Here is an 11,210-nt window from a genome sequence, read left to right as displayed (position 1 = left end):
TCCGAGAGAACACGAGTACGCGACACGCGTCAAGCCTGCCGTCAACCAACCCGCAAGGTTAGGAGACACGCCCTAGGTGGAGAGGCGCACCCCGTACTGCGGCAGAAGTGCCTACATCGTCAACCTGTGGACGTGCGCTGCAGGGGGACAGTGCCTATCGGGTGGTCCTGTGGGCGTAGGTGGCGAAGACGTCGGCGAACTCGGCGAGGGCGCGCCTGGCGTTCTCGTCGTCTCGTGCCGAGAGCCAGGAGCTTGTGATGCCCGAGAGCGCGGCGAGGATCATCTCGGCCAGCAGCGCCACGGGGATGGCGTACTCGATGTCGGCGCGTGCGGCGAAGCGTTCGAGGTGTTCGGTGACGCGCCGGTGGTAGGCGCGTTGCTCCCACTCGGGCAGCTCGCGCAGTTCGGGGTCGCGCAGGGCGAGGGTCGTCAGCTCGGTGAGTACGATCTGCGCCGCAGGGTCGGCCTCGACGGTGCGCCAGTAGGCGTCCAAGAGGGCGTGGATGCTGGCGCGGACCTCGCCGGTGGGGTCGATCTGTGCCCAGGCGTGGTCGAGGTCGACGTTGATGTCGGCTGAGAGCAGTTCCGCGTAGAGCTCTCGCTTGGATCGGAAGCAGTAGTGGAACGCCCCGTGCGGCATGTCCGCCCCGGCGCAGATCGCCCTGGTCGATGCCGCCTTCACCCCGTCGCGCTTCATCACCCGTAGCGCGGCTTGGGCGAGGAGCTGACGGCGCTCGTCTGCGCGCATGTGCGTGCGCGTCTCGGTGGGCTCCTCTGTCTCCATGGCCCCACTCTACCGAACCTTGGCCAAACGACTTGGCCATTTGACTTGGCCATATGGCCAAGATAGTTTGAGGTGTCCGCCGAAGGAGAGGAGCCCTTGATGTCCGCGCCCGTACCTGTTCCCCAGCGCGCCGGCGCCCGCCAGTGGGCCGCGCTTGCGGCCCTGACCGTGCCGGTGCTGCTGATGAGCATCGATTTGACCGTGCTCGCGGTCGCGATCCCCGAGCTGAGCGAAGACCTCGCCCCGACCGGCACGCAGTTGCTGTGGATCGTGGACATCTACGGGTTCTTCCTCGCCGCACTGCTCGTGCTCATGGGCAACATCGGCGACCGGATCGGCAGGCGCAGACTCCTGCTGATCGGTGCGGTCGCGTTCGGGGCGGCCTCGATGCTGGCCGCGTTCGCCTGGTCACCCGAGGTGCTGATCGCCGCCCGCGCCCTGCTCGGCATCGGCGGAGCGACCTTGATGCCCTCCACGCTGGCCTTGATCCGCAACATCTTCACCGACCCCGCCCAGCGGCGTCGTGCGGTCTCGGTCTGGGTCGCGGCGTTCGCCGGTGGTGCGGGCCTGGGCCCGGTGGTCGGCGGGTTCCTGCTGGAGCACTTCTGGTGGGGATCGGTGTTCCTCATCAACGTGCCGGTGATGATCGCCCTGCTGATCGCGGCCCCGCCGCTCGTGCCCGAGTTCCGCAACCCCGCCCCCGGACGGTTCGACCTGCTCTCCGCCGGCCTGCTGATGGCCGCGATGCTCACCGGCGTCTACGGCCTCAAAGGCGCCGCCGAACACGGATGGGGCATCACTCCCGCCCTCTGGGTCACGGCAAGTCTCGCGCTGGCGGTGGTGTTCGTGCTCCGGCAACGCCGCCTGTCCGATCCGCTCATCGACATCGCCCTGTTCCGGTCGCTGCCGTTCAGCACCGCGGTGATCGCGAACGTCGCCGGGGTGTTCGCGCTCACCGCGCTGCTGTACTACCTGCCCCAGTACCTCCAGCTCGTCCTCGGCCACTCGCCCCTGACCGCCGGACTCTGGGCGCTGCCGATCGCGGCCGGTGCGATCCTCGGGTCGCTGATCGCAGCGACCCTGGCCCGCGTGATCGGGGCCGGGTGGCTCATCGGCGGCGGCCTCATCCTCGCCGCCGGCGGATACCTCACGCTCACCGCCCTCGGCCTGGACGGCATCGCCTGGATCGCCTTCACCGGCGGAGCGCTCGTCGGGGCCGGCATCGGGATCGCCGACACCCTCTCCAACGACGTCATCGTCGGCACCGCCCCACCCGAGAAGGCCGGAGCCGCAGCCGGCATCAGCGAGACCGCCTACGAGCTCGGCGGCGCGCTCGGCACCGCGACCCTCGGAGCCCTCGGCACCAGCATCTACCGCACCCAGGTCACCGACGCCCTACCCGCCGACACCCCACCCGACATCGCCGACGCGGTGACCGAAACCCTCGGCGCTGCGGTCGCCACCGCCCAACAACTACCCGAGGACCGCGCCGCAATGCTGCTCGACCTCGTCCGCCCCGCCTTCACCGACGCGATGACCACCGCCTTCACCACCGCAGCCATCGTCCTCGCCACCATCGGCACCCTCGCCGCAACCGCACTGGCGAGACACCACACGCCCACGACCGGTACCGAGGCACCGGATGAGGCCACCCGATCCGACCTCTGAGCGGATACCATTGACTATCGACCATGCCGAAGAGGGGGGTCATCTCCAGGTTGCGTCCTCTCCTATGCGCATGGTCGCCTCGCGCGGTTCAAGCAAGGCGCCAAGGCAGAATGGAGGCATGTCTGCGAGCGCGCCCATCACGACCTCGGTGAGCTCGCGTGACGGCACCCGGATCGGGGTGATGAAGTTCGGCAGAACGCCTCAAGCGGCCCCTGCTCCCACCCTGGTGTTCCTCCCGGCGCTCGGGGTTCCTCTCGGGTACTACTCCGGCATGCTCGAGCACTGGTCGCACACAGGGCGGCACATCGTCGCCGTCGAACAGCGCGGAATGCCCCTCACTCCCACCTCGGGAACCCGCCCCCAGCGGTTCGGCTACTCCACGATCGTCCGCGACGACCTGCCCGCCGTCATCGACTCCCTGCTGCCCGACTCTCACAACTACATGCTTGTGGGGCACAGCCTTGGCGGGCAACTGGCCCTCCTCGCCACCGCTGCAGGCACCGTCACCCCCGAAGCGGTCGTCGCGATCGCCAGCGGCACGAGCTCACCCACGGCCAAGAGCACCAGGCTCGGCCACGTCTCACGGCGCGGACAAGTGGCGTTCATCCGCGCAGTCTCGGCCGCCCTGGGCTTCTGGCCCGGTCACCGGCTCGGCTTCGGTGGTCGTCAACCTCGCAGCCTCATGCGCGACTGGTGCTACGAGGGCGTCTACGGCCGATACCGACTCGACGGTGACGACACCAAGTACGAGTCTGCGCTGCGCGGGATCAGGCAACCGGTACTTCTGCTCAGCCTCGAAGGCGACCCCATCATCACCCAACCGGCTGCCGCCCACCTGGCACGCCGACTCCCAGCTCACAGCGAGCATCGCAGACTCACGAGCACCCGTGCCAAGGCCTTCGACCACATCCGATGGGCACGACACGAACCCGAGACTGTCGTGAGCGCAGTCGAAAACTGGTCGCGCGAATCGAGCGAGAAGCATCCCTAACACGACGGCCACTCATAGCCGACGCGCTACGTCCAAGAGCAAAGCACGCCGTGGAGCCGCGAAAGTAGTCGGTCGTGATCGGCTCAAATCTGCGGTTTCCAGCGTAACCGCTCGGGACTCACCTCACGTGGAGCATTCGAGACACGCCGGGCGGCGCATGGCTCGTGCAGTGCGCCGACGGCTGATTCTTGACCTACAGGTACAAAGTCGCCTAGGGCGTGTCTCCTAACCGTTTCTGCCAGAGGGTGATGGCTCGCAGGACTGCTCCGCCGCGGTAGGTGAGAGCGAGTTTGTCGTAGCGGGTTGCGAGCCCGCGCCACTGCTTGTCTTCGTTGAAGCCGCGTTCGACGACGTTGCGGCCCTTGTAGTCCTCGGCGTCGTAGCTGACCGGCCTGCCACCGCGGGAGCCCCGGCGCAGGCGGTGGCCTTGTTGGTCTGCGGGCTCGGGGATGACTGCGACGATCCCGCGGTCCCGCAGATGGGTGCGGATCGCGCGCGACGAGTACGCCTTGTCGCCGCGGACCCGGTCCGGCCTCGAGCGCGGTCTGCCCGGGCCGCGCCGGGCGACTCTGAGGTGATCCATGAGCACCGGGAACATGGGCGCGTCACCGGCCTGCCCGGGGCCGACCAGCACGACCAGCGGCAGCCCGCGCCCGTCGACGAGGTGATGGATCTTGGTGCTCAAACCGCCCCGTGACCGGCCAATCGCATGATCAGGAGGCTCCTCGCGCAGATTCTTGTAACTCGACAGAGCCCCCCGTGTCGCGCGGGAGGTTCGTCGCGTGCTGATGCGCGCGGTTGATCGTGGAGTCCACGCTCACGGCCCAGTCGATCTCACCGGCAGCGTCCCCCTCGGCGAGGATCTCCGCATAGATCTCATCCCACGTGCCGTCACCGCTGAACCGGCGATGCCGCTTCCACGCGGTCTGCCACGGCCCGAACTCCGCCGGCAGGTCCCGCCACGGAGACCCCGTCCGATACCGCCACACGATCGCCTCCACGACCCGGCGATGGTCCTGGAACGGCCGGCCGCCCTTGCGGGAGGCGACCGGCATCAACGGCTCGATCCGAGCCCAAGCAGCATCCGAGAGAACACGAGTACGCGACACGCGTCAAGCCTGCCGTCAACCAACCCGCAAGGTTAGGAGACACGCCCTAGCCCGGCGGCGCGGCGGGTGCGGGGACCCGGCGTGCCCCGGCTAGCCTGATGCGATGACCGCCCCCGAGCCACACCCCAGCGCGCCGACGGCGGCGGACATCCCCCTGGAACGGCTGATGGACGCGGCCGTCGAGGCGATCGGCGGCAGCCCCCGGCCCGGCCAGAGCGCTATGGCCCAAGCGGTGGACACCGCCATGTCCGGCCAGCGCCACCTGCTGGTCCAGGCCGGCACGGGCACCGGCAAATCCCTCGCCTACCTGGTCCCGGCCCTGCGCCACGCCCTGGTCAGCGGCCGCCCCGTCGTCGTCTCCACCGCCACCATCGCGCTGCAGACCCAGATCGTCCGCAAGGACCTGCCACGCCTGGTGGAGGCCCTGGCCCCGCACCTGCCGCGCACTCCCACCTTCGCACTGCTCAAGGGGCGGGCGAACTATGTGTGCAAGCACAAGCTCGCCGGCGGCTACCCCGTGGACATCGAGCCAGGCGCCCTGTTCGCCGAGACGTCCCGCGGTAGCGATGGCACCGGCACCGAACGCCTGGGAGACCAGGTCAAGCGCCTGCGCGCCTGGGCGGAGGAGACCGACAGCGGGGACCGCGACTCCCTCGAGGACGCCGTCTCCGACCGCGCCTGGCGGCAGGTCTCAGTCACCGGCACCCAGTGCATATCCTCCCACTGCCCCTTCCTCGAGGACTGCTTCGCCGAACGCTCCCGCGAGCTCGCGCGAGAGGTCGATCTCGTGGTGACCAACCATGCGCTGCTGGCCATCGACGCCTTCGATCGCCACGGCATCATCCCCGACCACGATGTGGTGGTGTTCGACGAGGCCCATGACCTCACCTCCCGCGTCACGAGCGCCGTCACCGAACAGCTCACCCCCGGGATGCTGCGCGGCACTGTGCGGGACCTGCGCGGCATCGGCGTGGCCGCCACCGCCCTCGATGATGCCGGGGAGGAGCTGCGCGCCGCCCTCGAACTCGCCCCCGACGGCCGGGTCACCACCGATCTGCCCGAGCGTCTGGCCGATGCGATCGCGCAGGTGCGCACCGAGGCGCGCACCGCCCACTCCGATGCCCGAGACGCTGGAGATGATTCCCAGGCCGGGGCTCGCAAGAGCGCGCGTGCCGCGTTGCAGGAGATCATTGACGTCAGCGAGCGTCTGCTGGATCCGGCCGAGGATGACGTGGTGTCGGTATCCCGCTCTCAGGCCACCGGCCGCACCAGCCTGCAGGTGGCCCCGCTCAGCGTCGCCGGAGCCATGCGCGGGGCGATCCTCGAGGACCGCACCGCCATCCTGACCTCTGCGACCCTCGCGCTCGGCGGTCGCTTCGAACCCGCCGCCGGGGAGGTGGGGCTCGCTCGGGCGGACCGCATCGGCCCCGAGGACCTGCCACCCCTGCCCGATGCCGGCTCCTGGGCAGGCCTGGACGTGGGCAGCCCCTTCGCCTACCGACGCCAGGGCATCCTCTACACCGCCGCGCATCTGCCCGCGCCCGGCCGGGACGGACCGAGCCTGGCGATGCTCGACCACCTCACGGAGCTGGTGGACGCCTCCCGTGGCGGGGCGCTGTGTCTGTTCTCCTCGCGCCGCGGGGCGGAGATCGCCGCGGAACATGTGCGCGCCCGCCTCGACCTGCCGCTCGCGGTCCAGGGCGAGGACTCCATGGCGAACCTGGTGCGGATCTTCCGTGAGGACGAGGATGCGAGCCTGTTCGGCACCATCACGCTGTGGCAGGGGGTGGATGTCACCGGACACTCCCTGCGCCTGGTGACGATCGATCGGATCCCGTTCCCGCGGCCCGATGACCCGCTGATGTCCGCCCGGCAGGAGCGGGTGGCGCAGCAGGGAGGGAACGGATTCATGCGCGTCGCCGCCCAGCATGCGGCCTTGCTCATGGCGCAGGGGGCGGGGCGGCTGATCCGCACTGTCGAGGACCGAGGCATGGTCGCGGTGCTGGATCCGCGCCTATCCACCGCCCGCTACGGCTCCTTCCTGCGGGAGGCGATGCCACCGCTGTGGCCCACCGCAGATCCGCAGATCGCGCTCGGCGCGCTGCGTCGTCTCGCCGACAGCTGACCTCGGGCCACCAGGCTCGACGGAGCGCAGGCCGCTCCGGATTGCTCGCCGACGGCCCCGGTGCAAAGACCGCTCACACGGCGCGCAGGACCGCGACGACCTTCCCGAGGATCTCCGCGTGGTCGCCCAGGATCGGGGCGAAGGCGGGGTTATGGGGCATGAGCCAGACGTGGTCATCGCGCTGCACGAAGGTCTTCACGGTCGCTTCACCGTCGATCATCGCCGCGACGATCTCGCCCTTCTCCGCATGCGCCTGCGAGCGCACCACCACCCAGTCGCCATCGCAGATCGCGGCGTCGATCATCGAATCGCCCACCACCTGCAGCAGGAACAGTTCGCCATCGCCGACTAGGCGCTGGGGGAGGGTGAAGACGTCCTCGATCTGCTCCTCGGCAGTAATCGGCATGCCGGCTGCGATCCGGCCCACAAGCGGCACGGACACCGAGTTCGGGCTCAGCTCAGGGACGGGTTCCGGGACAGCAGGGGTGTCATCGGCCTCCGGCATCACCACCTCCATCGCCCGCGGGCGCTTGGGATCGCGGCGTATGAAGCCCTTGACCTCGAGGGTCTGCAGCTGATGCGCGACCGAGGAGGAGCTGGTCAGGCCCACCGCATCGCCGATCTCCCGCATCGAGGGCGGGTAGCCGCGCTGCGCCACGATCTCAGTGATGGTCTGCAGGATCAGCCGCTGGCGGCGGGTCAGGCCTGCGGTGCGCTCATCGGCCGGGACGTCACCCTGCGCTCGGGTGGGTCCGGGGGTGCTCGGCGTCATCGTGCGGCCTCCTGCGTGGCTCGTCCTTCTCGGATGCGGTCGTTCGTGCCTGGTCGCCCCGCGCCGACTCTGCCTGATCCTGGCTGATCAGAGCTCGGCGCGGTTCGTCTGTCGGACCCCTGCGGTTGTGTGGTCCATGCACCCCAGAGTAGGGCGACACGCATCACGATCCAAACATATGTTCGAGGTGCCTCTTGCGTGTCGCACTCCTCCCGGGTAGCGTCGCACACACATTCGATCGAACAGGAGTTCGGATATGAGCACCGGAATGCGCAACGGGACCGCCACAGTCCTTCCCTTCCCCGCGCAGGACGAGCGGGCAGAGCCCGCCGCTCGCGCACGCGTTCGACTCGAACCCACCCGTCGGGGTCGGCGTCTGCTCACGGCGCTCGCCTTCGTGCTCGGGCTGCTGGTCGCCGTCGGCGTGATGCTGAGCCTGGATCTCTCCTCCGCCCGCGCGGGGGATGAGGCCACCGCCCCGGTCACGATCACCGTGCAGGAGGGCGAGACCCTGTGGGAGCTCGCCCAGGACCATGCCCCCGCGGGCATGAGCGAGCAGGAGTTCATCACCGAAGTGCGCCTGCTGAACAAGCTGAGCACCCCGCGGGTCGCCGCCGGTCAGGTGCTCGAGCTCCCGGAGGCGGAAACCGCGCGCTGATGTTGAGCAGGGCCGGTACCCTGGGCGGATGCACTGCCCGTTCTGTCGCCACCCTGACTCCCGCGTTGTGGACTCGCGCACGTCCGATGACGGCGCGACCATCCGGCGACGTCGCCAGTGCCCCAATTGCTCACGCCGCTTCTCCACTGCGGAGACTGCCTCGCTGTCAGTGCTCAAGCGCTCCGGAGTCAGCGAGCCTTTCAGTCGGGCCAAGGTGATCTCTGGGGTGCGCAAGGCCTGTCAGGGCCGCCCCGTCACCGACGATCAGCTGGCCGTCCTCGCCCAGCGGGTCGAAGAGGACATCCGCTCCAGCGGCGTCGCCGAGATCGACGCGCACGACGTCGGCCTGGCGATCCTGCAGCCCCTCCAGGAGCTGGACGTCGTGGCATTCCTGCGTTTCGCCAGCGTGTACCAGGGGTTCGACACCCTGGAGGACTTCGAGGCCGCGATCCAGCGGCTGCGCGAGCAGTCCTCCGCGCCCGACGACGCCGCCTGAGCCGTGATCCGGTCCGGTCCATACGACGGGCCGGATGAATCCTGGAAAGTGGTCAAAAGCATCGGCCGGGTGCGCTTAGGATGTCCTTCGTGCACCGCTGAGGTGCACGCCGGTCGGCGGTCGTGGAGGGGAAGCCACGGCCGCCGATCTTTTTCGTACCCGGGCCCCAGGGCTTTTCCTGCGCACCCGGGCCTGGGGCTCTGCCCGAGGCTCAGCGTGGGAGGCCCGCTGGCAGCGCCCGTGCGTGCACAGCCCCCAGATGCTGCGTGGGTCGGCTCATCGCCACGTAGAGGTCTCCGGCGCCGTGCTCATCGATCAGCTCCGCCGGCTCCACGATCACCACCGCATCGAACTCCAGGCCCTTGGCATCCTGTGCCGTCATCACCGCGACCTCGTCATCCACCCCGGCAGATCCCAGGCCCACCGTCGGCATCTGCGGTTTCTCCCGCAGCGCCGCCGCAACCTGCTCGACGCGGGAGCCGACGGTGATCACCGCGATCCGTCCGATCCGCTCATCGAGGAGATCCGCGACCGCCTGCGCGGCGCCATCGGCCAGGCCGTCGGCCTCCACGCGCTGCCACAGCGGGTCCCGCTCACCGTCACGCACCGAGCTCACCTCGGTCACCGGGAGGTCATGCGCCGCTGCCATCGCGAGCGCCCGATCCATGATCCGCGCCGGGGTGCGGTAGTTGACCGTCAGATGCTCCACCTCCAGGCGGTCCTGGACGTAGGGGCCCAAGGCATCGGTCCACGAGGCGGTGCCGCCCGCGGCGGAGGTCTGCGCGACATCCCCCACCACTGTGAAGGACTTCGTCGGAGCGCGCCGCATGAGAGCGCGCCAGGACATCGCCGAATGCTCCTGCGCCTCATCCACCACCACGTGCCCGTAGGTCCAGGAGCGCTCTGCGGAGGCCCGCTCGGCCAGCGTGCGACCATCGCGCACCTGATTCACCCGCTCCGCCAGATCCTCGGCACGCACGATGCCGGAGGTATCGATGTTCTCGATCACCCGCCGGGCGTACTCCACATCGGCGCGCCGACGGTCCTCGTCATCGCGCGCCTTCGCCTCCGCCGGCGCGGAATCCTCGCCCAGCAGCTCGGCGACCTCGTCCAGCAGCGGCACATCCTCGATGGTCCAGGCGGCGTCCTTGTCCCGCACCAACAGCTCCACCCGGTCCGCGATCGCCCGCGGTGCCGCAGCCCGCAGCCGCTCCGGGTGCGCGAACAGGATCCGCAGGAAGCCCTGCGGGGTGTACGGCAGCCACGCGAGGTTCAACCAGCGCCGCACCTGCGGGTCATGCCGCAGATCCGACAGCAGCTCACCGCGGTCCTCCGGCAGCACGGTCGTACCGGCCGCCAGCAGCGCCTTCTCATAGCGCTCCACCAGACGGTCTAACGCCGCCCGCACGAACACCGTGCGTGCGGCGTTGTGCGGCTTGTGCGAGGCGCGGGCCTCCTTGCGGGCTGCCCGCACATCGGCCGCGGCCAGAGTCAGTGCAGTGCCATCCAGCCGAATCTGCTGATCGCGCTCGGGGACGAGCTGGCGCTGCTTGACCGCGCGCGAGAGCAGCTGGGCCATCGCCGCATCGCCCTTCAGACGCGCCACCTCATCATCGTCATGCTCGGTGGCCTGCACCCCGGGGAACAGGTCGCCCGGCGTCATCATCACGACCCCCGATTCGCCCAGGCTCGGCAGCACCCGTTCGATGTAGCGCAGGAACCCGGCCGTCGGTGCCATGATCAGCACGCCCGTGTGCTCCAGACGCCGCCGATGCGTGTACAGCAGATACGCGGCCCGATGCAGCGCCACCGCAGTCTTACCGGTGCCCGGCCCGCCCTGCACCACCAGCACGCCGCGGTTGCCGGAGCGGATGATGCGGTCCTGTTCCGCCTGGATCGTCGCGACGATGTCCCCCATGCGGCCCGTGCGCTTGCCGGAGACCGCGGCGAGCAACGCCCCTTCGCCCTGCAGCACCAGGTCCCCCTGGTCCTGCTCGAGCACGCTCTGATCCAGCACGTCATCCTCGAGACCCACCACGGTGCGGTTCCGGCTGACCAGGTGCCGGCGCAGCCGCACGCCCAGACGCTCAGTGCTCGTGGCGCGGTAGAACGCCGCGGCGGCGGGGGCGCGCCAGTCCACCAGCAGCTGCTCCCGTTCGGGCGTGAACAGGCCGATGCGACCGATGTAGTGGCGTGCCGCATCATCCATGTCCAAGCGCCCGAACACCACGCTGCGGGAGACCGAGCGCAGCAGCGACAGCCGATCCTCGTACAGCGTCATGAAGGCATCCCGCTCGGAGCGGTTCTGATGGGTGGACGCCTGCTGCGAGCCCTGGATCTCATCGAGGTTCCGCTCCACCTGGCTGATCAGCTCATCCAACCGGGTGTAGAGCACATCGGCGTAGGCCTGCTCCTTCCCGATCTCCCGGGCGATCCGGTCCTCCGCATCCTGCACGGTGCTGCTCCCCTCAGCGAGGTGGTCCTGGCGGCGTCCGCCCCCCGCGATCGCACGGATCGGCGGCGGAGCGCAGTGGTCCATTATGGTGGACAGGCCTGTGAGCGTGTGCCATCAGGTGCCGTTCGTCAGGCCGACCAGCAGGGAGGAGT

Annotated in this window: 9 protein-coding genes; 5 read left to right on the top strand and 4 right to left on the bottom strand. The window is 69.5% G+C overall.

The genetic code is table 11. The features are described from left to right. Positions 1-154: 154 nt before the first annotated feature. Entirely contained in the window at positions 155-784 is a 630-nt protein-coding gene (locus tag CJ197_RS09820; protein ID WP_102236562.1) for a TetR/AcrR family transcriptional regulator, read from the bottom strand. Positions 785-883: 99 nt separating this feature from the next. Between CJ197_RS09820 and CJ197_RS09815 the strand changes: the two genes are divergently transcribed. Together CJ197_RS09815 and CJ197_RS09810 are read left to right on the top strand one after the other, a co-directional pair. Continuing rightward, entirely contained in the window at positions 884-2,452 is a 1,569-nt protein-coding gene (locus CJ197_RS09815) for an MFS transporter (RefSeq protein WP_102236561.1), read from the top strand. Between the two features lie 118 nt (positions 2,453-2,570). Beyond that, complete coding sequence (locus CJ197_RS09810) at positions 2,571-3,443, top strand: alpha/beta fold hydrolase (protein ID WP_158239428.1); 873 nt, start codon at positions 2,571-2,573, stop codon at positions 3,441-3,443. Between the two features lie 211 nt (positions 3,444-3,654). On the opposite strand, the gene CJ197_RS09805 is transcribed toward CJ197_RS09810, so the two are convergent. After that, positions 3,655-4,552, bottom strand: a protein-coding gene (locus CJ197_RS09805; protein ID WP_369801532.1) for an IS5 family transposase whose coding sequence is annotated in 2 segments (ribosomal slippage) — positions 3,655-4,215 and positions 4,217-4,552 — 897 coding nt in all. Because the reading frame shifts where the segments join, the coding sequence is not laid out codon by codon here. Between the two features lie 103 nt (positions 4,553-4,655). On the opposite strand from CJ197_RS09805, the gene CJ197_RS09800 reads away from it, so the two are divergent. Continuing rightward, positions 4,656-6,677, top strand: coding sequence for an ATP-dependent DNA helicase (locus CJ197_RS09800; RefSeq protein WP_102236558.1), 2,022 nt, complete (start codon positions 4,656-4,658; stop codon positions 6,675-6,677). A 73-nt stretch (positions 6,678-6,750) separates the two neighbouring features. On the opposite strand, the gene lexA is transcribed toward CJ197_RS09800, so the two are convergent. Beyond that, on the bottom strand, positions 6,751-7,449 hold the full coding sequence (gene lexA / locus CJ197_RS09795; RefSeq protein WP_102236557.1) for a transcriptional repressor LexA: 699 nt from the start codon (positions 7,447-7,449) through the stop codon (positions 6,751-6,753). 256 nt (positions 7,450-7,705) lie between these two features. On the opposite strand from lexA, the gene CJ197_RS09790 reads away from it, so the two are divergent. After that, complete coding sequence (locus CJ197_RS09790) at positions 7,706-8,107, top strand: LysM peptidoglycan-binding domain-containing protein (protein WP_233190815.1); 402 nt, start codon at positions 7,706-7,708, stop codon at positions 8,105-8,107. A gap of 28 nt (positions 8,108-8,135) precedes the next feature. Then, positions 8,136-8,603, top strand: coding sequence for a transcriptional regulator NrdR (gene nrdR / locus CJ197_RS09785; RefSeq protein WP_102236556.1), 468 nt, complete (start codon positions 8,136-8,138; stop codon positions 8,601-8,603). Positions 8,604-8,814: 211 nt separating this feature from the next. On the opposite strand, the gene CJ197_RS09780 is transcribed toward nrdR, so the two are convergent. Further along, positions 8,815-11,058: an AAA family ATPase gene (locus CJ197_RS09780; protein ID WP_102236577.1), complete on the bottom strand. Its 2,244-nt coding sequence runs from the start codon at positions 11,056-11,058 to the stop codon at positions 8,815-8,817. Between the last annotated feature and the right edge of the window lie 152 nt (positions 11,059-11,210).

The sequence above is a fragment of the Brachybacterium sp. UMB0905 genome (assembly GCF_002871795.1).
Taxonomy (GTDB): domain Bacteria; phylum Actinomycetota; class Actinomycetes; order Actinomycetales; family Dermabacteraceae; genus Brachybacterium.
This window is presented reverse-complemented; position numbering and strand designations above follow the sequence as displayed.

Coding starts and splice junctions, on each gene's coding strand:
- lexA (WP_102236557.1), bottom strand. CDS start 7,449: ATGACGCCGAGCACCCCCGGACCCACCCGAGCGCAGGGTGACGTCCCG.
- CJ197_RS09810 (WP_158239428.1), top strand. CDS start 2,571: ATGTCTGCGAGCGCGCCCATCACGACCTCGGTGAGCTCGCGTGACGGC.
- nrdR (WP_102236556.1), top strand. CDS start 8,136: ATGCACTGCCCGTTCTGTCGCCACCCTGACTCCCGCGTTGTGGACTCG.
- CJ197_RS09800 (WP_102236558.1), top strand. CDS start 4,656: ATGACCGCCCCCGAGCCACACCCCAGCGCGCCGACGGCGGCGGACATC.
- CJ197_RS09790 (WP_233190815.1), top strand. CDS start 7,706: ATGAGCACCGGAATGCGCAACGGGACCGCCACAGTCCTTCCCTTCCCC.
- CJ197_RS09815 (WP_102236561.1), top strand. CDS start 884: ATGTCCGCGCCCGTACCTGTTCCCCAGCGCGCCGGCGCCCGCCAGTGG.
- CJ197_RS09820 (WP_102236562.1), bottom strand. CDS start 784: ATGGAGACAGAGGAGCCCACCGAGACGCGCACGCACATGCGCGCAGAC.